The sequence below is a fragment of the Faecalibacterium sp. AF27-11BH genome (assembly GCF_003603005.1).
In the GTDB taxonomy this organism is placed as follows: Bacteria; Bacillota; Clostridia; order Oscillospirales; family Ruminococcaceae; genus Faecalibacterium; species Faecalibacterium taiwanense.
The window spans coordinates 1-26,549 of sequence record NZ_QVGS01000013.1; the positions used below are offsets into that span (position 1 = coordinate 1).

Consider the following 26,549-nt stretch of genomic DNA (forward strand, 5'->3'; position numbering starts at 1 on the left):
CAGAAAGACCCGGACCACTTCGCCGTCCGGCAGTACAAAAAGTTTTTGCTGTCGGCCGGCAAGACCCGTTCCTCCATCCTGATAAGCTGCGGTGCCCGTTTAGCCCCATTTGACATCCGGGAGGTGCGGGAACTGATGGAGGACGATGAAATGGAGCTGGACACCATCGGGGATGAAAAGACGATTCTGTTTTTGATTATGAGCGACACGGACACCACGTTCAACTTCATTCTCGCCATGCTCCAAAGCCAGCTTATCAATCTGCTGTGTGACCGTGCGGATGATAAATACGGTGGCCGACTGCCTGTCCATGTACGGCTGATTCTGGACGAGTTCGCCAACATTGGGCAGATTCCCAACTTCGACAAGCTGATCGCCACCATCCGCAGCCGGGAAATCTCGGCATCCATCATCTTGCAGAGCCAGTCGCAGCTGAAAGCTATCTACAAGGATGCGGCCGAAATCATTTCGGACAATTGCGATTCTGTTCTCTTTTTGAGCGGGCGGGGCAAAAATGCCAAAGAGATCTCCGATGCGCTGGGGAAAGAGACCATCGACAGTTTCAACACCAGCGAAAACCGGGGTTCTCAAACCTCCCACGGACTGAACTATCAAAAACTAGGAAAGGCGTTGATGTCAGAGGACGAAATTGCAATCATGGACGGCGGCAAATGTATTTTGCAGCTGCGGGGTGTGAGGCCGTTCTTCTCGGAGAAGTTCGACATCACCAAGCACCCGCACTACAAATACCTTGCGGACGCGGACAAGAAAAATACCTTTGATGTGGACAGGTTCTTATCCACCCTGCGCCGGAAACGGCAGCAGGTAGTCGCACAGGACGAAAGTTTTGACCTGTACGAAATCGACCTGTCGGATGAAGATTCAGCCGCCGAATAAGGCGGTATTTTTTGAAAAAATTTTTGAGTGCCGCAGAACAAGCGGCAGAAAGTGAGGACCTTATGGAATTTTTCAACAGCGCAGTCGATACTTTGCAGACCATCGTGGTTGGTCTGGGCGGTGCCCTGTGTGTCTGGGGCGGCATCAACCTGTTGGAGGGCTATGGACAGGATAACCCCGGCAGCAATGCTCATGTACGGTAGAGAAGCACAAAGCAAAACAAGGATAGCCAGCCCTGCCACTATTCCGAAGTCAGGGGAACGCAATAGAAAAATTCATAGCTGTATGCTATACTTAATTAGCATTTGGACATATCAAGCTGACACAGCAATCTCTTTACTTGCCGTTAATGCGCGTCTACCAATAGTCCGCACAAAGCAAGAGTAGCGTAAAGGTATAAAAATTTCAAACTTCTTTGTAACGAAATTCCGATTTCTCCGTCTAACCTATGAAGCTGAAGGAGGTGATGACAAGTATGGACTATGAAAAGCTCTATAAAGCCTACTATTTACAGGTATACTCGTATACTATTTCTCTTGCCAAAAATCGTGAGATAGCAGAAGAAATCACGCAGAACACATTCTATAAGGCTGTTTCTACAACATCACAATTCAAAGGTAAATCAGATGAATTGACATGGCTCTGCTCCATAGCAAAAAATCTTTACCATGATGAAATGCGAAGCCGTCAGCGAGTAGCTGATGTGAGTGAAATCAATGACTTGCCATCAAATGAAAATGTTGAGAACTCAGTTGCAGATTCTGACATGGCGTTCCGCATACACCTCGTTCTTCACCGTTTGGAAGAACCATACAAAGAAGTCTTTCAGCTTCGCGTATTCGGGGAACTATCTTTTTCACAAATCGCTGCAATTTTTGGAAAAACAGAATCATGGGCGAGAGTTACTTATCATCGTGCAAAGCTAAAAATTCAAGAAAGGATGGATGAAAAACATGAGTAAACAATGCGATATTGTTCGAGATATTCTTCCGCTGTATGTTGACGGTGCTTGCAGCGAAGCAAGCGCAGAGATGGTAAAAGAGCATTTGAACGCCTGTGCTGACTGTAACGCAATTTGTCAGAAATTGCTTTCTCACACGAGCGAAGATGTTCTTCACGAAGAAAGCGAAAGCGTTATTATGCGCCATGAGGCAAAAGAAAAGCAGAGGGGCAGGAAAAAGATAACGATTGCTGTTCTCGTTTCCATCGCTCTTTGTACCATTGCAATTTTTACGGCTCTCTTTCTGTTACCTATAAACATTGCTTATGAGCCTGTCAAAATCGACTTCCCATTTGAGGTTGAAGATGTCGAAAGCGTTGAAATGTACCACTATGACGGAGTGCCTGCATCAGCAGAAAAGAAAGTAGTTGTTGCTGAAAATGATATAAAGACCCTGTATGATAAGTTCAAGGGCTTATCCCTAAAAGACAAAACAACTGAGGAAACTGCCGGAGCAGATGTGACCAGTTTTAGATTTAACCTCTCAGATGGAACAAGCTACGATTTGATTTACGCCTGCTATGGAGTTAAAAACGGCGAATTGAAGTCAGAAGCAGGCGGTTTTAAGTATTTCACAAGTGCGGATATTGGCTCTTATTGGAACAATTTGAATACGGAACTTGAAGCAATTCCTATCAATGAGAGTGAATTGCCGTGAGCAGATAGCAAACCCAGCCGAGCCAGTCAACGGTCAAGATGAACGGCGCAAATGTGCCGCCGTTGACAGCCCCGCCCGTCTTTGCTGTTCGGTAATCAAGAGGGCGACAGCATAAAATGCTGCCGCCCTCTGCCATTATTCAGAAAGGGGGATTTTCCATGACCGAACACGAAAAGTATCAAGAACATATCCGGCATACACACGATGCCTTTTGCAAGACCGTTATTCGCCACGCTGCCATAGACGCAGCCCGGAGCATACGCAGCCGCCGCAAGCGGGAAATCTCGCTTGAATATCTGATAGAAGAAAAACACTATCCATTCAGCACCACAGATAAATACTTTGCGGAGCAAGCTGCCATGAACAGCTATCCGCTTTTCGTCTGTGGTCAGATGGTGCTTTTGGAAAGTCCAGAGCTTGCCGCAGCGCTGTCCGCACTATCACAGATGGAACAGGAAATCATTTTCCTGTACTACTTCCAACGATTGACGCATAGGGAGATTGGACGGAGATATGGACGGGCTGGCAACACAACCGGGCGGCGTATTCAGATGATTTTACGGCAGCTACGGGCAGAGTTGGAGGGCTTGTCCTATGAACCAGCTACTTCCCTATGAAACAATCGTTAAGGCAAGCGAGGGCGACCCGGAAGCTGTTGCCGCCGTTCTATCTCATTATGCCGGATATATCCGCTCTTGTGCGAAAATGGACGGACAGATTAACACGGATATGCAGGAGCATATCGTCAGGCAACTGATAGAAAGCCTGTTGAAGTTCCGCTTTGACCGCTAAACAGAAAAGTTGTATAATTAGAGCCTGACAAATTAAACTTCAATGAGGGTAGATCAAATGGAACAGATTATCAATTATAGAGACATACCCACAGATAAAAGGATTGACATATTAAATGCTCTTGAGCGAATAGGTTTTTTTCCGGCATACGGCGGCGTGAAAACAATGCAGCAAATTATGGAAAAGTCAGTTCCAGGTTCAGGCCCACAATTCTATTTCGTTTTCCGTGAAAATGAGTTGATAGGGTACAATTTTCTCATTGGGGACACTAAGAAATATAAAGCGTTCCCATGGCTTGCTATTAGCAATATGGATGAGCAGAAGTTGACTGTTTGTGAAGAAATGATGAAAATACAAATTGCCTTTTTTGAAGAACTCGGAATGCAAAAGATAGCAGATCATTGCGTTAGGATTATGGAAGATTACAGAAAAGGAATTGGAAAGCAGAAAGAAAGCGATTGCAGATAAATTCCATTTGAAAAACGGCTGACAATTTAATACCGCCGCCCATCACAGCGGCAGATAAGCAGTAAATCTTGAAAAGGTTTACTGCTTTTTTTGCGCCCATTTTCAAAAATCTTTGGCAAACCACACCGCCGGATTGTTGTAGGGAGCAGACAGGGAAAACAAAAAAAATTCCGCTGCGTTTGCAAAAACGCCCCCTTTTCACCGTTGTAGTGGTGAATAGCGGGCAGAACACGCCGCCGCAATCGCTATATTGGTGGAGCAAGCCAGTATATCCGCAAACCAGAGCCGCCAAGGAAAGCGGTAGTTTTTTAGAGCAAGATTCTACCACGGTGCCAAAATCCGCATATCTGCGGTTTTGCCCCCTTTGGTAAATCTTGTTGGGGAGTGCCTTCCCCAAACCCTGCTCATGCGCCCTGTCGGGCGAGAAAGGAGGTCAACGCTTGAAGAAAAAATACAACACGCCCCACCGCTGCCATGTGGTCAAAACCCGCATGACCGAGGAAGAATACGCCGACTTTACCGAGCGGCTGAAACACTATGACATGAGCCAAGCCGAATTTATCCGGCAAGCCATTACACGGGCGACCATTCGCCCCATCGTTACCGTTTCCCCGGTCAATGATGAACTGTTGTCCGCCGTTGGCAGGCTGACCGCCGAATACGGAAAAATCGGTGGCAACCTCAATCAGATTGCCCGCGCCCTCAACGAGTACGGCACACCATACAACGCCCTGTCCGTTGAAGTCCGCGCCGCCATTTCTGACCTTGCTACCTTGAAGTTTGAAGTCCTGCGAAAGGTAGGTGACGCTGTTGGCAACATTCAAACATATCAGCTCTAAAAATGCGGACTATGGCGCAGCCGAGCAGTACCTCACCTTTGAACATGACGAGTTTACCATGAAGCCCACCCTTGATGAAAACGGGCGGCTCATGCTCAGGGAGGACTATCGAATAGCCACGCTGAACTGCGGCGACGAGGATTTTGCCGTTGCCTGTATGCGCTCCAATCTCCGCTATGGGAAGAACCAGAAGCGGGAAGATGTAAAAAGCCACCACTACATTATCAGCTTTGACCCACGGGACGCGGTGGACAACGGTTTGACCGTAGATCGGGCGCAGGCGTTGGGCGAGGAATTTTGCCGGAAGCAGTTTCCCGGACACCAAGCCATTGTCTGCACCCACCCGGACGGACACAACCACAGCGGCAATATCCATGTGCATATCGTTATCAATTCTCTGCGGATAGAGGAAGTTCCGTTCCTGCCTTACATGGACAGACCGGCAGACACCCGCGCCGGGTGCAAACACCGCTGCACAGACGCGACGATGGAATACTTCAAAGCCGAAGTCATGGAGCTGTGCCACCGGGAAAATCTCTATCAAATCGACCTTTTGCATGGCAGCAAAAACCGCATTACCGAGCGTGAGTATTGGGCGCAGCGGAAAGGGCAGGCAAAGCTGGACAAGGAAGCTGCCGCCTTGCCAGCCGAGGAGCAGCCAGCCAAGCCCACGAAGTTTGAAACAGACAAGGAAAAATTGCGGCAGGCCATACGCACCGCGCTGTCCTCTGCCGCAAGCTATGGCGAGTTCACCGCCGTTCTCTTGCAACAGGGCGTGACTGTCAAGGAGAGCCGAGGGCGGCTATCCTACCTCACGCCGGACAGGACAAAGCCCATTACCGCCCGCAAGCTGGGAGATGATTTTGACCGCGCTGCCGTTCTTGCCCTTTTGGAACAGAACGCCCACAGAGCCGCCGAGCAGACCGCAACCGTACCCGAATACCCCCGCAACATAAGGGAGCGTTTGCAGGGCAAAAAAGCTGTCCAAACCACCCCGGAAAAGGACGGTATTCAGCGCATGGTTGACCGGGCAGCGAAGCGAGCGGAGGGAAAGGGCGCGGGCTATGACCGCTGGGCGGCAGTCCACAATCTGAAACAAATGGCGGCTACCGTTGCCGCCTATGGGCAGTACGGCTATTCGCCGGAGGAGCTGGACGCAGCCCTTGTATCCGCCAATGCGGATTTACAGGACAGCACCGCCAAGCTGAAAGCCCTGGACGCTGCTATCCGGGAGAAAAAGGAGCTTCAGACACAGGTGCTTGCCTATGCCAAGACCAAGCCTGCCCGTGACGGTCTGAAAGCGCAGAAAACGGAAAAAGCCCGCAGCGCCTACCGGGAACGGCACGAAAGCGATTTTATCATAGCGGACGCAGCCACCCGTTATTTTCGGGCGCATGGCGTTTCCAAGTTGCCAAGCCATAAAGCCCTGCAAGCGGAAATCGAGCAGCTTACCGCCGAAAAGAACGCCCATTACAACGAATACCGGGAGAAAAAAGCCCGTGTCAAGGAGCTGCATACCGTGAAAAGCAACCTTTCCCAAATCCTGCAAGGTGAGAAAGACAGGCAGAAAAAGCACGAACAGGAGCGTTAAAAACCGCCCCCAAACAACACCAAAACGAGGATATTCCCTGCACCCTATCCGCAATACTACCCACCTTTGAAACGGGGCATACAGCGCAGGAAATCCCCGAAAATGATACCGAGAAACTACATTTTTACCGACCTATCCGCTTATACCAGCGGAAACGGCAGAAAGGAGCGAGAAATGCCGCGCATGAGCAAAAAGCGGCGGTTGGAATGGAGCTTTTTCCTCAATCACCGAAACCGTATCACCTACAATGACCTTTGCCGGGGCTGCACACACGGCTGCAAGCAGAGCTTCCGGGCGATTATCGTCCTCTGCCCCCGGTATTTCTCTAAGAGATGGAAACACAGGGAGGACACCGCCAATGGCAGATAACCGCAAATATTACTACCTCAAACTGAAAGAAAACTTCTTCGACAGCGATTCCATTGTGCTGTTGGAGGACATGAAGGACGGGATTTTGTATTCCAATATCCTCTTGAAGCTGTACTTAAAATCGCTGAAAAACGGCGGCAGATTGCAGCTTGACGAGCATATTCCCTATACCGCCCAGATGATAGCCACGCTGACCCGTCACCAAATCGGGACGGTGGAACGGGCATTAGCCATCTTCCAGCAGTTAGGGCTTGTGGAGCAGCTTGACTGCGGGCTGCTCTATATGACCGACATTGAGCTGATGATCGGTCAATCCTCTACCGAAGCGGAACGGAAACGAGCCGCAAGGCTTGAAAACAAGGCACTTTTGCCGCCGCGGACAAATGGCGGACATTTGTCCGACATTCGTCCACCAGAGATAGAGATAAAGAAAGAGATAGATATAGAGTTAGAAAAAGAGGGAGAGTTAAAGGGACAAGCCCCCGCCCGCAGCTATGGCAGATATGAGAATGTATTTCTGACCGATACGGAGCTTTCCGAACTGCAAGCGGAACTGCCCGAAAAATGGGCGTACTACATTGAGCGGCTTTCCGGCTATATTGCGTCCACGGGCAAGAAATATAAAAACTACGCCGCCACTATCCGCAGATGGGCGGCAGACGATACCGCAAAGGCTGCCACGAAACAGGGCATACCCGAATACACCTGCAAGGAGGGCGAGAGCTTATGAGTAATCTGTTTACGGAACGAGTTTTGAATATGGCGGCTGTTACCCCGCAGCCGGAGGACTACACGGGCGAGGACGGGCTGCTTTACTGCGGCAAGTGCCACACCCCGAAAGAAGCCTACTTCCCGGAAAAGCAAGCCGCCCTGTTTGGGCGTGACCGCCACCCGGCAGAATGTGACTGCCAGAAAGCCCAGCGTTTGGAGCGTGAAGCCGCCGAACAGCGCAGAAAGCACCTTGATACCGTAGAGGACTTGAAACGCCGGGGATTTACCAATCCCACCATGCAGGAATGGACTTTCGCTAATGACAACGGGAAATGCCCGCAAATGGAGATTGCACACTTCTATGTGGAGCATTGGGAAACCATGCGCGAGGAAAATATCGGCTATCTGCTATGGGGCAAGGTCGGTACAGGAAAAAGTTATTTTGCCGGGTGTATCGCTAATGCCCTCATGGAGCAGGAAGTCGCTGTTCGCATGACGAATTTTTCTGCGATTTTGAATGACCTGACCGCCAGCTTTGAGGGGCGCAACGAGTATATCGAGCGTCTTTGCCGTTTCCCTCTGCTTATCATTGATGATTTTGGAATGGAGCGCGGTACAGAGTACGGTTTAGAACAGGTCTACAATGTGATTGACAGCCGCTACCGCAGCCGCAAGCCCCTAATCGTTACCACCAATCTGACATTGGACAGCCTGCAAAATCCGCTGGACACCGCTCATGCCCGGATTTATGACCGCCTTTTGGAAATGTGCGCCCCTATCCTCTTTACAGGCGAGAACTTCCGCCGTGAAACGGCGCAAGCCAAGCTGAACAGGCTGAAAGAATTGATGAGATGAAAGGAGTTGCCTATGGCAGAGAACAAGCAGAACACCACCCCGGAACGCCGCCCGGACTGCGTGACAGAGATCCGCATGGGCAACACCGTCCTTGTCGTTTCCGGCTTTTTCAAAAAAGATACCACCGACACCGCAGCCGATAAGATGATGAAAGTGCTGGAGGCGGAAGCCGCCGCAGGACACAAAGCCCAGCTTTCGACTTAACGCTACAAGCCGCACAGAAAAAATCGTCATTTTACCGGGCGGTAAAGAAGCAGAAGCCGCTATACAGACAGCCGCCCCATGTGGTATAATCGAAATACGGAATAGTGGGGCTGGCTGTCGGAAACGGAGGATTTTATGTTAAGACAGACCACCCAGAAAATCACTGCCCTTTATCCAAGACTATCCCATGAGGACGAGCTGCAAGGCGAAAGCAATTCCATTTCCAACCAGAAGCGTATTCTTGAAACCTACGCAAAGCAGAACGGTTTTTCCAATCTACGCTGGTACACGGACGATGGCTATTCTGGTGCGAACTTCCAAAGACCGGGCTTTCAATCCATGCTTGCGGACATTGAAGCCGGGAAAGTGGCTACCGTTATCGTAAAGGATATGTCACGGTTAGGGCGAAACTACTTGCAGGTGGGAATGTATACCGAGATGATTTTCCCACAAAAAGGCGTCCGCTTTATCGCCATCAACGATGGAGTGGACAGCGCACAGGGCGATAATGATTTTGCCCCTCTGCGGAACATTTTCAACGAATGGCTGGTGAGAGATACGAGCAAGAAAATCAAAGCTGTAAAACGGTCAAAAGGCATGAGCGGCAAGCCTGTTACGAGCAAACCCGTGTACGGCTACCTCATGGACGAGGACGAAAACTTCATCATTGACGAGGAAGCCGCGCCCGTAGTCAAGCAGATATACCGTCTGTGCCTTGCCGGGAACGGCCCGACCAAGATAGCCCGTATGCTGACCGAACAGGAAATCCCAACGCCGGGAACGCTGGAATACCGCAGGACGGGCAGCACCCGCCGCTATCACCCCGGCTATGAATGCAAATGGGCGACAAATACCGTGGTGCATATCCTTGAAAACCGGGAGTACATGGGCTGTCTGGTGAACTTCAAGACGGAGAAACCGTCCTACAAGACCAAGCACAGCGTAGAAAATCCCATTGAGAAACAGGCAATTTTCGAGAACCACCATGAGCCTATCATCGACACCCAGACATGGGAGCGTGTGCAGGAATTACGCAAACAGCGCAAGCGTCCAAACCGCTATGATGAAGTGGGCTTATTCTCTGGTATGCTCTTTTGCGCGGACTGCGGCAGCGTCATGTATCAGCAGCGCTACCAGACCGATAAGCGGAAACAGGATTGCTATATCTGCGGGAACTACAAGAAGCGTACCCGTGACTGCACCGCGCATTTTATCCGCACCGACCTTTTGACTGCGGGCGTTCTCTCCAATCTGCGAAAAGTGACGAGCTATGCGGCAAAGCATGAAGCCCGGTTTATGAAGCTGCTGATCGAGCAGAACGAGGACGGCGGCAAACGCCGGAACGCCTCCAAGAAAAAGGAGTTGGAAGCCGCTGAAAAGCGTATCAGCGAGCTTTCCGCCATTTTCAAGCGGTTGTATGAGGACAGCGTAAGCGATCGCATTTCTGACGAGCGTTTCACAGAGCTTTCGGCAGACTACGAAGCCGAACAGCAGGAATTGAAAGAGCGTGTTGCCAGAATACAGGCGGAGCTTTCTAAAGCGCAGGAAGCCACCGTAAACGCAGAAAAGTTTATGAACATTGTCCGCAAGCACATGAACTTTGAGGAACTGACCCACACCCTCTTGCGTGAGTTTGTAGAGAAAATCGTTGTGCATGAGTGCAGCTACGATGAAAACGGCACACGCAGACAGGACATTGAGATTTACTATTCTTTCGTTGGCAAGGTGGACTTGCCCGAATGACCGCCCGCCCTATCCGATACCAAAGGCAAGTATCGGATAGGAACGGCAAAATTTTTTACACTTCTATTACTTCTTTATCGCACATAAGCAAAGAGCCAGGGCGTGAAGCAGCTGGTCGCGGGCGGCGGCGTTGCCCTGATCGGCGTGACCCTTGTCCCGCTGCTGTCCGGGCTGCTGGGCTAAGTCCTGCATCGCTGCCCACAATTTTCCGAACAACTAACACTTAAAATCCTACTCCGCGCTCTCCCTCTCACATGGGAGGGCGCGGGAAAGGAGGTATCTTTGCTTGATTAGTGAGATCATCGAGAAATGGATAAAAGGCATTTTGATCGATGGCATCACGGGCAACCTCTCCGGCCTGTTCGATAACGTGAACGCCAAGGTGGGCGAAATCGCTTCGGACGTTGGCTCCACTCCGCAGGCGTGGAACAGCGGCATTTTCAATATGCTTCGCAGTCTGTCCGAAACGGTGGTGCTGCCCATTGCAGCGGCTATCCTTGCCCTTGTGATGTGCCATGAACTTATCCAGATGATTACCGAAAAGAACAATATGCACGACTTTGACACCTCCATGTTCTTCCGCTGGATTTTCAAGTCTGCCTTTGCCATCCTCATTGTCAGCAACACATGGAACATCGTCATGGGCGTGTTCGATGCCACCCAGAGCGTTGTCAACCAAAGTTCCGGCGTGATCATCGGCGAAACGTCCATCCACTTTGACCGCCTGATACCCGGACTGGAATTTCAGCTGGAAAGCATGACCATTGGCAGTCTGCTTAGTCTGTGGTTCCAGACCCTTGTGGTGGGCCTAACCATGAACATCCTTTCCATCTGCATCTTCCTTGTGACCTACGGCCGCATGATCGAGATTTACGTTGTGACCGCACTGGGGCCTATCCCGCTTGCCACCATGGGCAGCAGCGAGTGGCGCAGCACCGGGCAGAACTATTTGAAATCGCTTTTGGCGTTAGGCTTCCAAGCGTTCCTGATTATGATTGTCGTGGGCATCTATGCGGTGCTGATACGCAACATTTCAGGTGCAGCGGACATTGCCGGGGCCATCTGGGGCTGCATGGGCTACACCGTGCTGCTCTGTTTCTGTCTATTCAAGACCGGCAGCATCAGCAAGTCCGTATTCGGTGCCCATTGAGAAAGGAGCGTTTGAATGGCGTATGTGACCGTTCCCAAAGATTTGACCCATGTAAAATCCAAAGTCTTATTCGGGCTGACCAAGCGGCAGCTGGTCTGCTTCGGCGGTGCGCTTTTAACGGGCGGACCGCTTTATTTTTTGGCCCGGAACTATCTTTCCAACAGCGCGGCGGCCCTGCTGATGATTTTTGCCATGCTGCCGGGGCTGCTGTTCGCTCTGTTCGAGCGGCACGGCCAGCCCCTTGAAGTGGTGATTCAGCAAATGATTCAGTGCTGCTTTATCCGTCCCAAGGAAAGGCCCTATCAGACCAACAATGCTTACGCCGCCCTTGTGCGGCAATACCAAATGGAACAGGAGGTAAAGGCCATTGTCCAGAAAAACGATACCCCGCGAAACCGAAAAGCCCAAAAAGCTCACCCGCGCCCAGAAAAAAGAAATTGATGCCGTTCTCCGCAAGTACAAGGGTGACGGCAAGCCCCGCACGGCACAGGCCACCATCCCGTATGAGGCCATCTACCCGGACGGTGTGTGCCGCATTGACCGACGCACATTCTCCAAGTGCATTGCCTTTGAGGACATCAGCTATCAGCTGGCCCAGCCGGAGACCCGGACCGCCATCTTTGAACACCTGTGCGACCTGTACAACTATGTGGATGCCTCCATCCATGTGCAGCTTTCGTTTCTCAATCGCAAGGTTGACCCGGTGCAGTACGCAAAAAGTTTTGAGATCGCACCGCAGGGGGATGATTTTGACGACATCCGCGCCGAGTACACCGCCATCCTGCAAAAGCAGCTTGCCAGCGGAAACAACGGCATTGTCAAAACCAAGTACCTGACCTTCACCATCGAGGCAGACAATCTAAAAACCGCACGGGCGCGGCTGACCCGCATTGGTCTTGACCTGCTGGGCTATTTCAAGACCATGGGCTGCGTGGCGCACGTCATGGACGGGCAGGAGCGTTTGGAGGTGCTGCACGGCATCTTCCACCCGGACGGCGAACCGTTTCGCTTTGAATGGGACTGGCTGGCACCCTCCGGCCTGTCCACCAAAGATTTTGTGGCTCCATGGCAAAAAGACTTTCCCGCATTGAGCGCGACATCGAACGGCTCAAAGAAAAAATCAGCGAATACCAGCAGCAGTTGAAAGAACTGGAAGCTGCAAAGACTGAACAGGAAAACTTGCAGATCATTCAGTTGGTGCGCAGCATGAACATGAAGCCGGACGAGTTCGCGGCTTTCCTGCGCAGCGGTGCGCTGAACGCTGCACCCACCGTCACCCCGTACCACAAACAGGAGGATGCCGCCAATGAAACCTGATTGGAACCGCCGTTTTGCAGCTGGGCTGCTGGCTATCCTGCTCTGCCTCTGCTCCTTTTCCATGCCCGCTTTCGCAAGCGGTACTGACCCTGCCCCGGAACCTCTGCCGGAGATTATCGAAGAAGAACCCACTACGGGCGGCATGGAGCCGGAGGGTGTGCCCATCACGCCCAAAGGCAACGCAACACTGGTGGATGATTTCTACGGGGACAAACAGCTTATCACAGTGACCACCAAGGCCGGGAATTATTTTTACATTCTAATTGACCGCGCCAACGAGGACAAAGAAACCACTGTCCACTTCCTGAACCAAGTGGATGATGCCGACTTGCTGGCTCTGCTGGATGAAGAACCGCAGGAAACCGAAGTCTGCACCTGCACGGTGAAATGTGAGGCCGGAAACGTCAACGAAAACTGCCCCTTGTGTGAAAAGAGCCTGCGCAACTGCACGGCCCCGGAAGCGGTGAAAACCGACACCGAAACGCCGGAGGAAAAGCCCAAGTCCAACATGGGCAGTCTGATAATCCTGCTGGTGCTGGCTCTGGCTGGCGGCGGCGCGGCACTCTATTATTTCAAGTTCCGCAAGCCCAAGACCGATACCACCGGCCACGATGATTTGGACGAATACGATTTTGGCGAGGACGAAGATGCAGACGAGGAACCGGCTGAAATCGAGATTCATTCGGAGGACGGACAGGAGGACGAAACATGAGCTTTCAGCTGGTGATCGCCGAAAAGCCCAGTGTTGCCCGCAGCATTGCCGCCGTGATCGGGGCCACTGAAAAGCAAAACGGCTATTGGCAGGGCGGCGGGTATCTGGTCAGCTGGTGCATCGGGCATCTGGTGTCCTTTGCCGAGGCTGGCCAGTACGATGAAAAATACTGCAAGTGGCGGTATGAGGATTTACCCATTCTGCCCCAGTCGTGGCAGTTCATCGTGCCGGACGAAAAGAAACAGCAGTTTGAAGTTCTGCGTGCCCTGCTCAACCGCCCCGATGTGGATAGTGTGACCGCCGCGACCGACGCTGGCCGGGAGGGAGAACTGATTTTCCGTTTTGTCTACCAAATGGCCGGCTGCACAAAACCTGTAAAGCGGCTCTGGATTTCCAGCATGGAGGATGCTGCTATCCGGGAGGGCTTTGCAAATCTGCGCCCGGATTCGGATTATGATGCTCTGTATCAATCGGCCCTCTGCCGTGCAAAGGCGGATTGGCTGGTGGGTATCAATGCAACGCGGCTGTTTTCGGTGCTGTATCACAAAACCCTGACGGTAGGCCGGGTGCAGACCCCGACACTGAAAATGTTGGTGGACCGGGACGCAAAAATCCTGCGCTTCCAGAAAGAAAAGTATTACACGGTCAGCATCCAGTCCGGCAGCTTGAAAGCGGACAGTGAGCGCATTTCGGATGCAGAAACCGCAAATTCTCTCAAAGAAAAATGCACGAGTGCAGTTGCCGTCTGTACTTCTGTCAAGCGGGAGAAAAAGACAGAACAGCCGCCCAAGCTCTATGACCTGACCACCTTGCAGCGGGAAGCAAACCGTCTGTTCGGTTTCACCGCCAAGCAGACCCTTGATTATGCCCAGCAACTTTACGAAAAGAAACTGCTGACCTATCCCCGCACGGACAGCCAATATCTGACCGAGGATATGGGCCAGACAGCACAACATCTTGTGTCTGACCTGCTGGGGCTGCTGCCCATTGCCCAAGGACTTGCGCTGACTACGGAAGTAGGCCGGGTGCTGAACAGCAAAAAGGTATCGGACCACCACGCCATCATCCCCACGTCCGAATTTGTAAAGCAGGGTTTCACTGGTCTTGCCGAGAGTGAATGCAAGCTGATGAACCTTGTCTGCTCCAAACTGCTCTGCGCGATAGCCGCGCCCCATGAGTACGAAACTGTGACTGCTGTGTTCTCCTGCGCCGGGAACGAGTTCACCGCCAAGGGAAAGACGGTGCTTGTCCCCGGTTGGAAAGAGATCGACCAGAGGTTCCGCTCCACCCTGAAAGCAGATACCGAGGAAGAAGTGCTGAACACCCTGCCGAAACTGGCCGAGGGACAGAACTTTTCCGTGACAACTGACATTTCGGAACATTTCACGTCCCCGCCGAAAGCCTACACCGAAGATACGCTCCTGTCAGCAATGGAGCGGGCCGGGGCCGAAGATATGCCGGAAAACGCAGAACGCAAGGGGCTGGGCACACCCGCCACCCGCGCCGCGATTCTGGAAAAACTGGTGCAAATGGGCTTTGTGCAGCGCAAGGGCAAACAGCTTGTCCCCACCAAGGACGGCATCAATCTGGCGGTGGTTCTGCCGGAAAGCCTGACCTCTCCCGTCTTGACCGCCGAATGGGAAAACCGCCTGACCGAGATTGCCAAGGGCAATGCAGACGCGGACGAGTTCATGGCCGAAATTGAAACGCAGGTACGCCAGCTGGTCAAAACCTATTCCTGCATCAGCGCGGACAAACAAAACCTGTTCCAGTCGGAACGGGTTATCATCGGCAAGTGTCCCCGGTGTGGTGAAAACGTCTACGAGGGCAAGAAAAACTTCTACTGCGGAAATCGTAGCTGTCAGTTCGTAATGTGGAAGAATGACCGCTTCTTTGAGCAGCGAAAAAAGGCGTTCACCCCGAAGATCGCCGCCGCTCTGCTCAAAAACGGTAAGGCAAAGGTAAAGGGCCTCTACTCCGAGAAAACAGGCAAAACTTATGATGCAACGGTGCTTCTGGCAGATACGGGAGGCAAGTACGTCAATTACCGGGTAGAGCGCAAAGAGTAAGGCAAAAATACGAGGGCCGGTTATGGTAAGGTGAAGCATTCATTTTGCCATAACCGGCTCTCTCTATCCGTAGGATAGCAAAAAAAGGAGTGTGACCAAATGAGCGAATTATTTTCCATCCAGCTGCAAAATCGACAGCAGCAAGGCGGAGATGGCGTCTGGCTGGACCTGCCTACCACAACCGAACGGGTACAAGCGGCCCTGCGGCAAATCGGCATTTCGTCCGATAATCCGCAGGGCCTTTTCATTTCCGGCTACTTTGCCGAGGAAGAAAAGCGTTTTGCGATTCCCTACAACATGGTACTGGCATCCAATGTGGACAAACTGAACTTTCTGGCATCACGACTGGAAACACTCTCTACCGGGGAACGCGCAGAGCTGAACGCCGCCCTGCAAGTCCCGCAGAGTGAGCTTTCCAGCATCGGGAGAATCACCGACTTTCCCGAAAACGTGGACTATTATGTGCATCTGCCGGATGTGCGCGGCCCTGCCCAGCTGGGCGACTACTATCTGAACCGTTCCGGCATGGTGGATATGCCGGAGGAATGGAAAGGCGGCATCGACACGGCACAGTTTGGCCGGTATGTGGCCCAGCAGGAGCAGGGCGTGTTTACCGAGTACGGCTATCTTGTCAAAAGCGGGGACGAGTGGCAGAAAGTCCACGAGGGCCAGTCTGTGCCGGAGGAATACCGGGTGCTGTCCTTTCCTGCACCGGAAATCCTGCGGGATGCGGCCAACATCCCGCCGCCTGTTCAGCCTGAAACGGAACCGCAGAAAGTTATTCCCATTATCCTGAATGGTAAGGACAGCGCAGAGCGGATGAAAGAAATTACGGACCGACTGGAAACAGGGATTCAGCAGTTGTTCGACAGCGACCGCTACAAAGCCTATCTCACCACGATGGCAAAATTCCACAATTATAGCTTCAACAACACCTTGCTGATCGCCATGCAGGGCGGACAGCTGGTGGCGGGCTTCAACAAGTGGAAAAACACGTTCCACCGCACCGTGAAAAAGGGCGAAAAGGGCATCAAGATTCTTGCTCCCGCGCCCTACAAGGTTAAGCAGAAAACGGAAAAGCTGGACGAACAGGGCAAGCCCGTTTTGGACAAAGACGGTAAGCCACTGACCGAGGAAAAGACGGTGCAGATTCCGGCCTTCAAAGTGGTTTCTGTGTTCGATGTCAGCCAGACCGAGGGCGAACCGCTGCCATCCATTGCGGTGAATGAACTTTCCGGCAGCGTGCAGGACTATCAAGATTTTTTCAAGGCGTTGGAGCAGGCTTCCCCGGTGCCCATCGGGTTTGAGGACATCGAGGGCGAGGCGCACGGCTATTTTCATCTGCTCGACAACCGCATTGCCATCCAAGAGGGCATGAGCCAGCTGCAAACCATCAAGACGGCTATCCACGAGATTGCTCATGCCAAGCTCCACGCCATCGACCCCAACGACCCGGAACAGACCAACCGCCCGGACAGCCGCACCCGCGAGGTGCAGGCGGAAAGCGTGGCTTATGCCGTCTGCCAGCACTATGGGCTGGACACGTCCGAGTATTCCTTTGGCTATGTGGCCGGGTGGAGTTCGGGCCGGGAACTGGCCGAACTGAAAGCCTCTCTGGAAATTATCCGCAGCGCGGCCCATGAGCTGATCTCCGCGCTGGACGAACATCTGGCAGAACTTCGCCAGCAGCGGGAAGCAGACCTTTCCGCTGCACAGAAGGCCGCATTTGCACTGGATAATGACAATACGCTGTTCATCCAGACCTGCGATTCTGGCTATGACTACACTCTGTATGGCCCGGACCACACGGCTCTGGACGGTGGGCAGCTGGACGCGCCCGGTCTGACCCTGCCGGATGCCGGGCAGGAAGCACTTAATCTGCTGGGGCAGACAGCCGCGGTGGCGGAAGTTCTGTTGGGCGATAAGCTGGCGGCGTTCCAAGAGGCGGCGGAAAAGGCCAATGAAATTCCTGCACCCGTTAAAATTCCAGACCCCACCGCAGAGCCCACGGTCACGATTTTGTGGAGCGAAAGCGACAAGCTGCAGGACGGCGAAATCATGCCGCTGTCCGTGGCGAATCGTGTTTTTGAAGAACTGGACACCGCCCAGCACGCGGACCGGGAAAAGGACGGCTACACGGGCGGCTGGTACGACAAGACCGCATTCCGTATTGATTTTACCCTGAACGGCCAGCCCGATAACTACGAGGGGCGGCAGGATTTTGGTGACGGGGACGGCTCTCTGATTCAGCACATCCAGAGCTACCACGAATACTACGCCAAAGACGAGAACTGGAAAAATTTTGTTCTGCACAACAAGGGCCCGGAAGCGTGGGAACAAGACAAGGCAGAGCGGGAAATGGTGCTGACCGAGTTTATCCCGTACCTCAAACAACATTGCAATCTTTCCGCTATGGAGCAGACCGCCGCCACCGCTTTGCAGGAGGGGCAGAACATTTCGCCGGAACAGGCTGCCTATTACAACACTATTGTGGCCTATGTGCAAGACTGCCGCCCGCTGCTTAACCAAGGCCAGTATAACTTGCCGGAACCGCCCAAGCTGGCTGACTTTGACCAGAGCTTGCAGGACTATAAGGCACAGGTGCAGGCCGAAATCGCACAGGAAGCGGCCGCTGCTGGAATGACAGTAGAGGAATACGCAGCGGCAGGCTTTGAAGCACCGCAGCAGGACAGCTTTTCCATCTACCAGCTGCGCAATGAGGATTCCACCCGCGATTACCGTTTTGAGCCCTACGACCGCCTGCAGGCTGCCGGTTTGACCGTGGACAAGGCCAACTATACGGAAGTATACGCCGCGCCGCTGACTGCTGGCACTACGTTGGAGGACATCTACCGCACATTCAATGTGGACTATCCGGCAGATTTCAAGGGACACTCGCTGTCTGTTTCGGATGTGGTGGTGCTGCACCAGAATGGGCAGGACACCGCCCACTACTGCGACAGTGTGGGCTTCCAGCAGGTGCCGGAGTTCTTTCGGGAAAATCCGCTGCGCACCGCAGAGCTTTCCACCGAACAGAACGAAAACATGATTGACGGCGTGCTGAACAATGCGCCCTCTCTGGGCGAATTGGAGGCAAAAGCAAAAGCCGGAGAACAAATTTCTCTGACGGACCTTGCCGCCGCAGTCAAGGCCGAAGAAAAGACACCGAAAGCCAAGAAGTCCCGCACGGCCAAACCGAAAAAGCCGTCCATCCGGGCACAGCTGGATGCCGCAAAAAAGGAACAGAGCAAGCAAACACAGCCACGGGAAAAGTCAAAGGAATTGGAGGTGTAAACCGTGCAGAAATTTGAAAATATGGATGTGATTGCTGCGCTGGAAGCTATCATGCACCAGAACACCGCATACTACCAGAGCGATTTTGCCTATGACATCAAGATGATGCGGGAAGCGGCCCGCAGCGACCAGCCGGAAGATAAGCTGCTGTTGTGGCTGTCTCGGCCCTCTGGAACATTCTGCTTCCGGGAACGGGATGTGCTGCTCAAAGACACCCAAGCCTACAACACATGGAAATTCTGCGGCGAGCAGACCCACGACAGGATTCTTGCCTATGCGGTGGAGCTGACCGGCGCAGCCAACGGAACCGTGCAAGGCAATCTGTATGAATTGGACTATCAGCAGCACTTCCAGCATATCCGGGATGCCGCCCTGCCCGTGGGTGCCAATCGTCTGATCTACGAAAGTGGGATGCGGGAGATTGGCCCGAAAGAGCGTTTCAACAGCCGACCGGACAAATATTTCGGGGAGTTCGTGCGGTATGAAACGCAGCCCCGTGACCCGGAACTTCTGCAAGCGGCTATCCGGCAGGAGCAGCGCAGCCGGGAATCTGCGCAGCCCGGTGACTTCAAAGAACACCTTGCGGCATTGCACACCGGGCTGATCGAGGCCGAGGCCCAGCGTATCGTAGCCGATATGAAGCGTCTGGCTGCTCCCAACAGCCCGGACAAGAATCATTTCATGGTGGAGGTGTCACCCTACTTCACCAAGCTGGCATCCAGCCGGGACACGGACCAGCTGCTTGCCATGCTGCCGTATAAATCTTTACATCTGTCCAGCGTAAAAGACCGTTTTGGCATCTATGCGCTGGTTGGCAAAAACGAAAACCGGGACAAGGGCATCTGCAAGCCCCGCACTTCCGTCCGCAAGCAGCTTTCCGAAACAAAACAGGCCGCCAGCCCGAAAAAGGCAGCGGCCCGCAGCAAGCAACACGAAATGGAGGTCTGACGCATGAATTTCAGCGTAGAAGAAGAAAATTTGATTTGTATGTACCACGCTTCTGACCGCCGCCGGACGATGGCGCGGATGCTGGCCGCCCTGCCGGATATGGATACCGAAATGCGGCGGTTGGCAAACGGCACCATTGCAAAGTTGGAGCGCATGACCGATGCTGATTTTGATGGACAGAGGTTTGATTTTACGAATGAATAATACCGCTAGCTCGACAACCGCACATTATTTTTAATCAAAGTAATGTGTCGTTGTCAACACAGAAATAGCCGGACACGGTGGCCTTGTGGCTGCTGTGTCCGGCTTTTTCTATTTTAATCTTCCAGTATTCTTTTTGCAGTAATCCTCTATTAGCGGTATGATTGATTCATACCATCCAAAATGTCCATATTTCAAAGGACAGCCATATTCTGTGCTTTCTTTTTTGATGCCGAGCTCGTTTTTCCATATTTGATTAAACCACCATACATTAAAACGGGAATATCCCTTCTTTTTCATAATATCAACAATTTCGGATGGAGTATATGTGATTTTGGCTTCTTCGTGTCTTTGCAATTCCTTTTCTTGACAATGTTTTTCTACAACTGGAAGCCAGTTTTCATACCACATCCATTGATTTTTGGTAATATAGATTCCATATTTTTCTCTACTCTTTAGCTCGTTCTTCCAAAATGCAGTCATATCTCCAGTGTTGAACCAAGTATATCCTTTTTCGTTCATCAATTTGACTACATCTTTTGAAAGGTATTTTTTCTTTTCAGTTTCTTTTATTAGTGTATACGCAGCATTTAATCCTTGCGCTTGCGGACTATCCGCTCGTACGAATGTAATAACCTGATCTGTTGTGCTGTTAACACGCTTTCCATCTACGCGTGCAAATACAACACGATATGCATAATGTGTATTACCAAGTTCATCCTCGCTTAAAGAGTCCTCAAATTCTGTTATAAAGTTTTTTATGTTATTTGATAGTTTCTCATTGCGGAAAAGTTGCTCTTTCTGTTCGGCTTCTATGGGTGAGAATTGAATAGCAAGTCCGAGTTCCTGATCAACTCCAAATACATTTCCAAACAATTTTTTGATGTAAAAATTGTAATTGATCGAACACGCTTGAAGTTTTGCACTGATAGATGCATCTATCTTTTTGGTCATTTGATGCTCAATCTCGTGCCGTATTCCGATTAAAAATTTAAGATTGCTAGCAGTTATGGAATCGATTGGAGAATCTTGACAATCCAGACAACGCTCAAGCTCCCAATGTTTATAAGCTCCATGCTTTGTCTTATCATATACTTTTTTCTTTCCCTTATTATGAAAATAACGGTAATCTATGCCTTCATTGGCATAGAATGCATGAAGTAAATAAGTCCAAGCAATAATTGCCAATGTAATAAATGTTTCTGATTTAAACGTGATTTGAGGATTATTGTACAACTGAACAGCCGACATCATGGCTTCTCGTGATTTTATAAGTAATTCAGTTTTTTTCATTGTGTCCTCCATGGATTCAATAATATTTTCAGTTCCAATTAGTTATCGTTTTTCTCTAATTTAGGATGTTGCATATAGAAAATATTTTTCTGCCGCTCAATTTCAACCCGCAGCTGTTCTTTAGTGGGCAGGTAAGTCAGATACTTCGACATGAACAGATGGTCGTTATCATGCAGGACAGAGTATCGCGCGATGTCCTCGCTGGTTTCGCCACACAGCAGAATGCCAATCGTGGGGTTGTCACCCTCTTTGCATTTGAGTTCATCGTACATCCGAACATACATATCAATCTGGCCGACATCTTGATGGGTGATCGTCCCCATTTTCAAGTCAATCAGAACATAGCATTTCAGTTCGATGTTGTAAAACACAAGGTCGATGTAGTAATCTTCCGTATCGGTCACAATATGCTGCTGCCGGGCCACGAAAGCAAATCCCTTTCCCATTTCCATGAGGAAGTCCCGGATGTGAGAAAGAATTGCAGACTCCAAATCGGACTCTGCAAAGGAATCTTCGGTGCGAAAGCCTAAAAATTCTGCCACGATGGGACTTTTGAGAAGTTCAAACTGATGCTTGGGTTCTGCTGCCGTTTTCTCTTTCATTTCTGCAATGACGGCTTCTTTTTTCGGAGAATGGAGCAGCCGATAATAATACTGTGTGCCAATATTACGGTCAAGGGTACGAACACTCCAATTTTCATTGGCAGCTTCATTCATATACCAAACACGGGCATCTTCGTCAGGAACACGTAACAACGCACGAAAATGTGACCAGTTGAGATTTGGAACACGCGTGTTCCAAATCTCAAAGTCAGGAAAGCACAAATAAAATTTTCGGTAGTATCGGAGACTTCTACCAGAATAATTGCTTCCAAACTCTTTCGTAAGTTCATCAGACAGAATCGAAATCAGCCGTTTGCCATACTCTGCACGCTCGGCACCGCTCTGTTCCTCTTCAACAATGCGCTTTCCAATGTTCCAGTAGGTCATAATCATTGCGCGGTTAGCTGCATTATAGGCAACATTCTGGCCTGCGGCAATCAAATTTTTAATATCGGAGATTACAGGCTGATACGGAATGAGGTTGCTGTCCATTTGAAAAATCTCCTTTCCAACTGAGGATTTTTTCTAAGAATCATTGTTTTAATTATAGCAGATATTGTCTGAACTGTCAGCCGATTGCGAGGAAAACTTGCGCAGCTTACCGTTCCTGCACCTGCTCCTTTCCCGGTGCTGTCCGCAGAATGCCGTCCACATTCTGCTTTATGATGCCATACTCCTGCATCTGGCGTTTGGCATCATTGTACTGCCGCTGCATCTGGTCTTTCTGCTCGGCCAGTTGCTTATACTCGTTTTTCAGGGCGTAGAGGTCGAGCAGCTTTTGAAAGCCCTGCTTTTTCAGGGCCTTGGCTGCGGCCTCATAGAGAATCAAGGTGCCTTCATGCTTACGCCGGAACTGCTTTTTGTCAGCGGCCCGTTGGTACTCCTGCACCAGTGGGCGCAGTTCCTTACAGGTGGTGACATCCTTTATCAGCACGGCCATTTCAGCAAGTCGGCGCTCTGCTGCTTTCAATGCGGCGGCAGCTTCGGTGCTGGCGGCGGTGATCTCGGCCACCCGGCTTTCCAAATCCGGGTAGCTTTCGATTTCGTGCTCGGTCAGGAAGTTCAGCGTCCGGGCAGCCTGTTTCAGATTGTGGAGTTTTGCCCACTTCTCATACCCTGCGGACTGCTGAGCCTTGATGCTGTTCTCCAAATCAATCCGCAGCGAAATTTTTTGGTTTTCTTTGGGCTTCCGCTCCGCAAACCGCCCTTTGATGCGCTCGGTGATAGCTTCCTCGGTGTAGGTTTCACCCAGCGTTTTGCAGCGGGTGAACCGTTCCTGTCCGGGCGCGCGGAACGAAACATACTTGCCACGCTTGACCTTATAGCCCTGCTCCTGCAGGAGCCGCAGAAAATCGTCAAAATCCTTGGCCTGTGGGATGGCTGCATCTATGGCAGCTTTGAGCTTTGCCTTCCAGCTCGCGCCCTTGCGGTGTGCGTCCCACTCGGCATAGCTCTTGCCCCGGTTTTGGCCGGGCATTACCACGGACAGGCCGTATTCTTTGCACAGCCGGTCGCTGGTGCGCCGGATATAGGCATAGCTCTGTCGGTTGGAAACATACTTTCGCTGGTTCACCATGTCCACAGCACAGAAGATGATGTGGTTATGGACGTGTCCTTTGTCAATGTGCGTGGTCAGCACATACGGGTATTTGCCTTGCAGGACTTCATCTGCAAGCTGTCGGCCAATTTCGTGGGCCTGCTCCGGCGTGGTTTCTCCCGGCGCAAAAGACTGTATCAGGTGGTGGGCCAGATTGTTGCCTTTCTGCATGGCCTGTGACAACAGCAGTTCAAATTCGATGTCGGCGGTTTCGTAGGAGCAGGCAAAGGAGGATACCAGCATTTTTTCATCCGTCTTGGCCGGATTTTCGATGTAGTCCAGTGCCTTTTTCAGCGTTGACTTGATAGGATGTATCTTTGTAACTGCCATATCTGCGCCAATGCTCCCTTGATGTCCGCAACGTCTTGTGTGTACAGCGGCCCCATGCTGTTCAGCCGCCGCGCGATCTGATTGACGTTGACACCAATCTTTTGCAGTTCGGCGGTCTGCGCCCGGATGTCGGTGGTGTCGATGTGGACAACATAACCATCTATCAGCATCTTCCGGGCGTAGGCAGAAAAATTCCGTGTGTGCAGCAGAGCCATCTTCTGCCGGATAAGTTCCTGTTCCTCCGGCGTCACGGGAACACGCAGAACAATTTTTCGGGTTCGGTTCGCCATAGTTTCACCTCGTTTCTTGGGGGTCTGGGGTACTCCCCAGCAAGCATTTCTGCCGGGAGTGGCTACACTCCCTATGCTTGCTACGTTACCTTTCCCCACTACTATGACACCACAACATCCCCGTTTTGCCCGCAAAATACAAAAAAATAAGAGGACGCTTTTTGCATCCTCTCAATGACCATGTGTGGCAATCAGACACACGCGGGCTCTTTTTCCTGTTCATGGATTCGTAAGGCACCGTCAATGGCACCTTCTACGATGGGTAAGTATTCTTCCGGGCAAAGCTGCAGCTTGTGGCTGACCCGCTGACGTTCCGCACTTTCTTCCCGCATGAGTTCCGGGTTGAAGTACCGCTCCACGGGCAGACCACATATTTTTATCAGCTGAATCACCACCGGCAGGCTGGGCAGCGTGCCTTCGTTTTCGATGTTCGCAAGATACCGGCTGTCACAATGTATCATGTCAGCCAGCGCACTGCGGGAAAGTTGTTTTGCCTTTCGAGCTGCCTTGACATCCGCTCCGAATGTTTCAAAGCCGGGACAGTCCTCGATTTTCGCCATTCTGCATCACCCATATACATTTTATAGTTCATGGACGATTGGCGAAATGATGCAAAGCGCATTGTTGCTAAACTTTATTGTTCATAGTTTGAGCATTGTATTGTAAAGTGGGCTATCCTATAATAAGGAAGAAACCCTTTTTTGAAAAATCCGTCCGCTGTAACATTTCGCGGACATTTGCCTGTTATACTATTTGCAAAAAGAAAAGGAAGTGAGGATGTGAAGCAGATTTTAATTGTCGAGGACGACAGTTTTTTGAATAAGATGTTGGCCTACAACCTGACCGCAGACGGCTACGGCGTGACTTCTACTCTAAATGCCAGAACCGCAGCCGAAGCCATCCGCCAGCGGGAATTTGATTTAGTGCTGTTGGACATTAACCTGCCAGATGGGAACGGTTTTGAGCTGTGCAAGCTGATAAAGCCCCAGCACCCGGACACCATCGTAATATTCCTGACCGCCAACGATCAGGAGAGCGACCAGATACGGGGCTATGAGGTGGGCGCGGTGGACTACATCACAAAGCCCTTTGTGATCGGGGCCTTGCAGCGGAAAATCAAAGCCATGTTCGCCATGCTGGAACACCACAAACCGGCCAAGGACATTTACGACGACGGGCGGCTGTTTCTGGACTTCTCGGAGCAGACGGCTTCCCTAAACGGCAAGCCCCTGACCCTATCCCCGATGGAGTACAAAATGCTGAACCTGTTCCGCAAAAATCCCCGGCAAGTGCTGACCCGTGGGCAGCTTTTGGAAAAGCTGTGGGATATAGACGAGAGGTTTGTGGACGAACACACCCTGACAACCTCCATCAGCCGGATTCGCAGCAAGATTGAAGCCGACGGAGGTGTGCCATACATCAAGACCGTTTACGGTATGGGCTATCAATGGACGGGAGGCGAGGCAAAATGAAGTTTCAAAATCTATCGGTAAAGCGGCTATTTGGCCGGGTGGCAATAGGGCTTGTCCTCTCCATGTCCGGGATCACCATAGCCCTGTTTCTTGTGACAAAACAGACGGCGGTGCTGCTGACGGGCGGGGCGCTGCTGTTGTGCGCCCTTGTGGGGATTTTTGTACTGACGCAGGCGTTTGGAAAGCGGTTGTCGCAGTTTACCGCTGACCTGTGCCAGACCTTAGACCACATGATCGCCGGAAATGAAGCACCCCAGCGGCCAGAGGACAGCGAAACCCAGCTTGCCAGAATTGGACACCGGCTGGCAAGGCTTTACCAGATCATGCAGGAGAACCGCCGCCGGGTGGACGAGGAACGGCAGGAGTTACAGACCCTTGTATCGGATATTTCCCATCAGGTGAAAACGCCGGTAAGCAATCTGAAAATGGCGACGGATACCCTGCTGGAAAAGCCCATGACTGAGGCGGAGCGCACCGACTTTATCCGGGGAATCCGCAGCCAGACGGATAAGCTGGACTTTCTCTTTCAGGCCCTTGTGAAAACCTCCCGGCTGGAAACGGGCGTGATCCAGTTGGATAAGAAGCCGGGCCGCCTTTTTGATACCGTGGCGCAGGCCATGAGTGGGATCGTGTATGCAGCGGAGAAAAAGGAAATTGCCGTGTCCGTGGACTGCCCGGAGGATTTGACCGTTTCCCATGACAGCAAGTGGACATCCGAAGCCCTCTTTAACCTGCTGGACAATGCGGTGAAGTACACCCCGGCAGGCGGGAAAATCGCTGTGTCGGTGGTGCTGTGGGAAATGTATGTGGAGATCAAAGTGACCGACACCGGCAAGGGCATTTCTGAAAGCAATCAGGCCGCCATCTTCCGGCGCTTCTATCGTGAGGAAGAAGTACACGAACAGCAGGGCGTGGGCATTGGCCTATATCTGGCTCGCGAGATCGTAACGCGACAGGGCGGTTATATCAAAGTGGTTTCGGAGCCGGGCAAGGGTTCGGAATTTTCCATTATGCTGCCTACAAAATAGAACGCGGCGGACGGCCATTTCCGGCTGCCGCCGTAAATTTTTTTGAAATGTCCGAGCGTTGTAACATTTCACCCTGATTTTCAATGAAATTTTTTGGCCGCTGTAACATTTCGCGGACA

General features: G+C 51.6%; 30 protein-coding genes and 2 pseudogenes. 27 read left to right on the top strand and 5 right to left on the bottom strand.

The features are described from left to right. The 25 genes and pseudogenes from DWY76_RS11345 to DWY76_RS11465 form a co-directional block, all read left to right on the top strand. The coding region (locus DWY76_RS11345) for a VirD4-like conjugal transfer protein, CD1115 family (RefSeq protein ID WP_165852631.1) at positions 1–897 on the top strand (897 nt) is incomplete at its 5' end. Between the two features lie 62 nt (positions 898–959). After that, positions 960–1,100 (top strand): Maff2 family mobile element protein, encoded by a 141-nt coding sequence (locus DWY76_RS11350; RefSeq protein WP_044960906.1) that lies wholly within the window; start codon positions 960–962, stop codon positions 1,098–1,100. Positions 1,101–1,345: 245 nt separating this feature from the next. Then, positions 1,346–1,858 (top strand): RNA polymerase sigma factor, encoded by a 513-nt coding sequence (locus DWY76_RS11355; RefSeq protein ID WP_003533443.1) that lies wholly within the window; start codon positions 1,346–1,348, stop codon positions 1,856–1,858. Continuing rightward, complete coding sequence (locus tag DWY76_RS11360) at positions 1,851–2,555, top strand: zf-HC2 domain-containing protein (RefSeq protein WP_006875988.1); 705 nt, start codon at positions 1,851–1,853, stop codon at positions 2,553–2,555. The genes DWY76_RS11355 and DWY76_RS11360 overlap by 8 nt, the downstream gene beginning before the upstream one ends. Before the next feature lie 116 nt (positions 2,556–2,671). Continuing rightward, positions 2,672–3,172, top strand: a complete 501-nt coding sequence (locus tag DWY76_RS11365) for a sigma factor-like helix-turn-helix DNA-binding protein (RefSeq protein ID WP_015537034.1) — start codon at positions 2,672–2,674, stop codon at positions 3,170–3,172. Continuing rightward, positions 3,150–3,347, top strand: coding sequence for a helix-turn-helix domain-containing protein (locus DWY76_RS11370; protein ID WP_008818017.1), 198 nt, complete (start codon positions 3,150–3,152; stop codon positions 3,345–3,347). The genes DWY76_RS11365 and DWY76_RS11370 overlap by 23 nt, the downstream gene beginning before the upstream one ends. Before the next feature lie 42 nt (positions 3,348–3,389). After that, entirely contained in the window at positions 3,390–3,815 is a 426-nt protein-coding gene (locus DWY76_RS11375; RefSeq protein WP_118743017.1) for a hypothetical protein, read from the top strand. 68 nt (positions 3,816–3,883) lie between these two features. Continuing rightward, entirely contained in the window at positions 3,884–4,186 is a 303-nt protein-coding gene (locus DWY76_RS14250; protein ID WP_207665853.1) for a hypothetical protein, read from the top strand. Between the two features lie 69 nt (positions 4,187–4,255). After that, positions 4,256–4,654 (top strand): plasmid mobilization relaxosome protein MobC, encoded by a 399-nt coding sequence (gene mobC / locus DWY76_RS11385; RefSeq protein WP_181968635.1) that lies wholly within the window; start codon positions 4,256–4,258, stop codon positions 4,652–4,654. After that, positions 4,626–6,245 carry a relaxase/mobilization nuclease domain-containing protein gene (locus DWY76_RS11390; protein WP_165852632.1) on the top strand — a complete coding sequence of 540 codons (1,620 nt, stop codon included), beginning with the start codon at positions 4,626–4,628 and terminating at the stop codon, positions 6,243–6,245. Before mobC (DWY76_RS11385) ends, DWY76_RS11390 begins: the two co-directional genes overlap by 29 nt. Before the next feature lie 174 nt (positions 6,246–6,419). Further along, a complete protein-coding gene (locus DWY76_RS14410) occupies positions 6,420–6,614 on the top strand; it encodes a hypothetical protein (protein ID WP_006573562.1) in 195 nt (64 codons plus the stop codon). Then, positions 6,604–7,344 carry a phage replisome organizer N-terminal domain-containing protein gene (locus DWY76_RS11400; RefSeq protein WP_120081384.1) on the top strand — a complete coding sequence of 247 codons (741 nt, stop codon included), beginning with the start codon at positions 6,604–6,606 and terminating at the stop codon, positions 7,342–7,344. Before DWY76_RS14410 ends, DWY76_RS11400 begins: the two co-directional genes overlap by 11 nt. Next, the gene (locus DWY76_RS11405; RefSeq protein WP_120081385.1) at positions 7,341–8,180 is read left to right on the top strand and encodes an ATP-binding protein; all 840 of its coding nucleotides are present in this window, start codon (positions 7,341–7,343) and stop codon (positions 8,178–8,180) included. The genes DWY76_RS11400 and DWY76_RS11405 overlap by 4 nt, the downstream gene beginning before the upstream one ends. 12 nt (positions 8,181–8,192) lie before the next feature. After that, entirely contained in the window at positions 8,193–8,384 is a 192-nt protein-coding gene (locus tag DWY76_RS11410; RefSeq protein ID WP_055163306.1) for a transposon-encoded TnpW family protein, read from the top strand. Positions 8,385–8,519: 135 nt separating this feature from the next. Next, positions 8,520–10,127 carry a recombinase family protein gene (locus DWY76_RS11415; protein ID WP_120081386.1) on the top strand — a complete coding sequence of 536 codons (1,608 nt, stop codon included), beginning with the start codon at positions 8,520–8,522 and terminating at the stop codon, positions 10,125–10,127. Between the two features lie 87 nt (positions 10,128–10,214). Continuing rightward, positions 10,215–10,310, top strand: a pseudogene (locus DWY76_RS11420) (Maff2 family protein); the annotation flags it as partial. Between the two features lie 103 nt (positions 10,311–10,413). Further along, complete coding sequence (locus DWY76_RS11425; protein ID WP_005927770.1) at positions 10,414–11,277, top strand: VirB6/TrbL-like conjugal transfer protein, CD1112 family; 864 nt, start codon at positions 10,414–10,416, stop codon at positions 11,275–11,277. Positions 11,278–11,292: 15 nt separating this feature from the next. Continuing rightward, positions 11,293–11,718: a PrgI family protein gene (locus DWY76_RS11430; RefSeq protein ID WP_008982752.1), complete on the top strand. Its 426-nt coding sequence runs from the start codon at positions 11,293–11,295 to the stop codon at positions 11,716–11,718. Next, positions 11,645–12,343, top strand: a pseudogene (locus DWY76_RS11435) (PrgI family protein); the annotation flags it as partial. The gene DWY76_RS11430 and the pseudogene DWY76_RS11435, both read left to right, overlap by 74 nt. Then, positions 12,343–12,594, top strand: coding sequence for a DUF4315 family protein (locus DWY76_RS11440; RefSeq protein ID WP_005935081.1), 252 nt, complete (start codon positions 12,343–12,345; stop codon positions 12,592–12,594). The pseudogene DWY76_RS11435 and the gene DWY76_RS11440, both read left to right, overlap by 1 nt. Beyond that, positions 12,584–13,306 (top strand): DUF4366 domain-containing protein, encoded by a 723-nt coding sequence (locus tag DWY76_RS11445; protein ID WP_120081387.1) that lies wholly within the window; start codon positions 12,584–12,586, stop codon positions 13,304–13,306. The genes DWY76_RS11440 and DWY76_RS11445 overlap by 11 nt, the downstream gene beginning before the upstream one ends. Then, positions 13,303–15,375 carry a DNA topoisomerase 3 gene (locus DWY76_RS11450; protein WP_120081388.1) on the top strand — a complete coding sequence of 691 codons (2,073 nt, stop codon included), beginning with the start codon at positions 13,303–13,305 and terminating at the stop codon, positions 15,373–15,375. Before DWY76_RS11445 ends, DWY76_RS11450 begins: the two co-directional genes overlap by 4 nt. A gap of 99 nt (positions 15,376–15,474) precedes the next feature. Then, positions 15,475–18,669: a YodL domain-containing protein gene (locus tag DWY76_RS11455; RefSeq protein WP_120081389.1), complete on the top strand. Its 3,195-nt coding sequence runs from the start codon at positions 15,475–15,477 to the stop codon at positions 18,667–18,669. 21 nt (positions 18,670–18,690) lie between these two features. Continuing rightward, positions 18,691–19,617 (top strand): hypothetical protein, encoded by a 927-nt coding sequence (locus DWY76_RS11460; RefSeq protein WP_120081419.1) that lies wholly within the window; start codon positions 18,691–18,693, stop codon positions 19,615–19,617. Between the two features lie 3 nt (positions 19,618–19,620). Then, a complete protein-coding gene (locus DWY76_RS11465) occupies positions 19,621–19,821 on the top strand; it encodes a transposon-transfer assisting family protein (RefSeq protein WP_120021104.1) in 201 nt (66 codons plus the stop codon). Between the two features lie 108 nt (positions 19,822–19,929). Here DWY76_RS11465 and DWY76_RS11470 read toward each other — a convergent pair whose 3' ends face one another. From DWY76_RS11470 to DWY76_RS11490, 5 genes are all read right to left on the bottom strand, one after another. After that, positions 19,930–21,111 (bottom strand): DUF3644 domain-containing protein, encoded by a 1,182-nt coding sequence (locus DWY76_RS11470; protein ID WP_207653470.1) that lies wholly within the window; start codon positions 21,109–21,111, stop codon positions 19,930–19,932. A gap of 38 nt (positions 21,112–21,149) precedes the next feature. Next, positions 21,150–22,205 (bottom strand): PDDEXK nuclease domain-containing protein, encoded by a 1,056-nt coding sequence (locus tag DWY76_RS11475; RefSeq protein ID WP_120021105.1) that lies wholly within the window; start codon positions 22,203–22,205, stop codon positions 21,150–21,152. Positions 22,206–22,311: 106 nt separating this feature from the next. Further along, the gene (locus DWY76_RS11480; RefSeq protein WP_120081390.1) at positions 22,312–23,640 is read right to left on the bottom strand and encodes a relaxase/mobilization nuclease domain-containing protein; all 1,329 of its coding nucleotides are present in this window, start codon (positions 23,638–23,640) and stop codon (positions 22,312–22,314) included. After that, the gene (mobC, locus tag DWY76_RS11485) at positions 23,601–23,930 is read right to left on the bottom strand and encodes a plasmid mobilization relaxosome protein MobC (protein WP_117526957.1); all 330 of its coding nucleotides are present in this window, start codon (positions 23,928–23,930) and stop codon (positions 23,601–23,603) included. Before mobC (DWY76_RS11485) ends, DWY76_RS11480 begins: the two co-directional genes overlap by 40 nt. Positions 23,931–24,121: 191 nt before the next feature. Further along, positions 24,122–24,490 carry a helix-turn-helix transcriptional regulator gene (locus DWY76_RS11490; RefSeq protein ID WP_097771861.1) on the bottom strand — a complete coding sequence of 123 codons (369 nt, stop codon included), beginning with the start codon at positions 24,488–24,490 and terminating at the stop codon, positions 24,122–24,124. Between the two features lie 219 nt (positions 24,491–24,709). Here DWY76_RS11490 and DWY76_RS11495 point away from each other — a divergent pair, with 219 nt between their 5' ends. Together DWY76_RS11495 and DWY76_RS11500 are read left to right on the top strand one after the other, a co-directional pair. Next, a complete protein-coding gene (locus DWY76_RS11495; protein WP_120081391.1) occupies positions 24,710–25,402 on the top strand; it encodes a response regulator transcription factor in 693 nt (230 codons plus the stop codon). After that, entirely contained in the window at positions 25,399–26,430 is a 1,032-nt protein-coding gene (locus DWY76_RS11500; protein WP_117676357.1) for a HAMP domain-containing sensor histidine kinase, read from the top strand. The genes DWY76_RS11495 and DWY76_RS11500 overlap by 4 nt, the downstream gene beginning before the upstream one ends. Positions 26,431–26,549 lie beyond the last annotated feature (119 nt).

Excerpts from the sequence above, each read along its gene's own strand:
- DWY76_RS11450 (WP_120081388.1), top strand. The coding sequence starts at position 13,303 with ATGAGCTTTCAGCTGGTGATCGCCGAAAAGCCCAGTGTTGCCCGCAGC.
- DWY76_RS11480 (WP_120081390.1), bottom strand. The coding sequence starts at position 23,640 with ATGGCAGTTACAAAGATACATCCTATCAAGTCAACGCTGAAAAAGGCA.
- DWY76_RS11375 (WP_118743017.1), top strand. The coding sequence starts at position 3,390 with ATGAGGGTAGATCAAATGGAACAGATTATCAATTATAGAGACATACCC.
- DWY76_RS14410 (WP_006573562.1), top strand. The coding sequence starts at position 6,420 with ATGCCGCGCATGAGCAAAAAGCGGCGGTTGGAATGGAGCTTTTTCCTC.
- DWY76_RS11360 (WP_006875988.1), top strand. The coding sequence starts at position 1,851 with ATGAGTAAACAATGCGATATTGTTCGAGATATTCTTCCGCTGTATGTT.
- DWY76_RS11355 (WP_003533443.1), top strand. The coding sequence starts at position 1,346 with ATGAAGCTGAAGGAGGTGATGACAAGTATGGACTATGAAAAGCTCTAT.
- DWY76_RS11350 (WP_044960906.1), top strand. The coding sequence starts at position 960 with ATGGAATTTTTCAACAGCGCAGTCGATACTTTGCAGACCATCGTGGTT.
- DWY76_RS11400 (WP_120081384.1), top strand. The coding sequence starts at position 6,604 with ATGGCAGATAACCGCAAATATTACTACCTCAAACTGAAAGAAAACTTC.
- DWY76_RS11460 (WP_120081419.1), top strand. The coding sequence starts at position 18,691 with ATGGATGTGATTGCTGCGCTGGAAGCTATCATGCACCAGAACACCGCA.
- DWY76_RS11415 (WP_120081386.1), top strand. The coding sequence starts at position 8,520 with ATGTTAAGACAGACCACCCAGAAAATCACTGCCCTTTATCCAAGACTA.
- DWY76_RS11440 (WP_005935081.1), top strand. The coding sequence starts at position 12,343 with ATGGCAAAAAGACTTTCCCGCATTGAGCGCGACATCGAACGGCTCAAA.
- DWY76_RS11410 (WP_055163306.1), top strand. The coding sequence starts at position 8,193 with ATGGCAGAGAACAAGCAGAACACCACCCCGGAACGCCGCCCGGACTGC.
- DWY76_RS11405 (WP_120081385.1), top strand. The coding sequence starts at position 7,341 with ATGAGTAATCTGTTTACGGAACGAGTTTTGAATATGGCGGCTGTTACC.
- DWY76_RS11500 (WP_117676357.1), top strand. The coding sequence starts at position 25,399 with ATGAAGTTTCAAAATCTATCGGTAAAGCGGCTATTTGGCCGGGTGGCA.
- DWY76_RS11445 (WP_120081387.1), top strand. The coding sequence starts at position 12,584 with ATGAAACCTGATTGGAACCGCCGTTTTGCAGCTGGGCTGCTGGCTATC.
- DWY76_RS11370 (WP_008818017.1), top strand. The coding sequence starts at position 3,150 with ATGAACCAGCTACTTCCCTATGAAACAATCGTTAAGGCAAGCGAGGGC.
- DWY76_RS11475 (WP_120021105.1), bottom strand. The coding sequence starts at position 22,205 with ATGGACAGCAACCTCATTCCGTATCAGCCTGTAATCTCCGATATTAAA.
- DWY76_RS11465 (WP_120021104.1), top strand. The coding sequence starts at position 19,621 with ATGAATTTCAGCGTAGAAGAAGAAAATTTGATTTGTATGTACCACGCT.
- DWY76_RS11470 (WP_207653470.1), bottom strand. The coding sequence starts at position 21,111 with ATGAAAAAAACTGAATTACTTATAAAATCACGAGAAGCCATGATGTCG.
- DWY76_RS11455 (WP_120081389.1), top strand. The coding sequence starts at position 15,475 with ATGAGCGAATTATTTTCCATCCAGCTGCAAAATCGACAGCAGCAAGGC.
- mobC (WP_117526957.1), bottom strand. The coding sequence starts at position 23,930 with ATGGCGAACCGAACCCGAAAAATTGTTCTGCGTGTTCCCGTGACGCCG.
- DWY76_RS11430 (WP_008982752.1), top strand. The coding sequence starts at position 11,293 with ATGGCGTATGTGACCGTTCCCAAAGATTTGACCCATGTAAAATCCAAA.
- DWY76_RS11365 (WP_015537034.1), top strand. The coding sequence starts at position 2,672 with ATGCTGCCGCCCTCTGCCATTATTCAGAAAGGGGGATTTTCCATGACC.
- DWY76_RS11490 (WP_097771861.1), bottom strand. The coding sequence starts at position 24,490 with ATGGCGAAAATCGAGGACTGTCCCGGCTTTGAAACATTCGGAGCGGAT.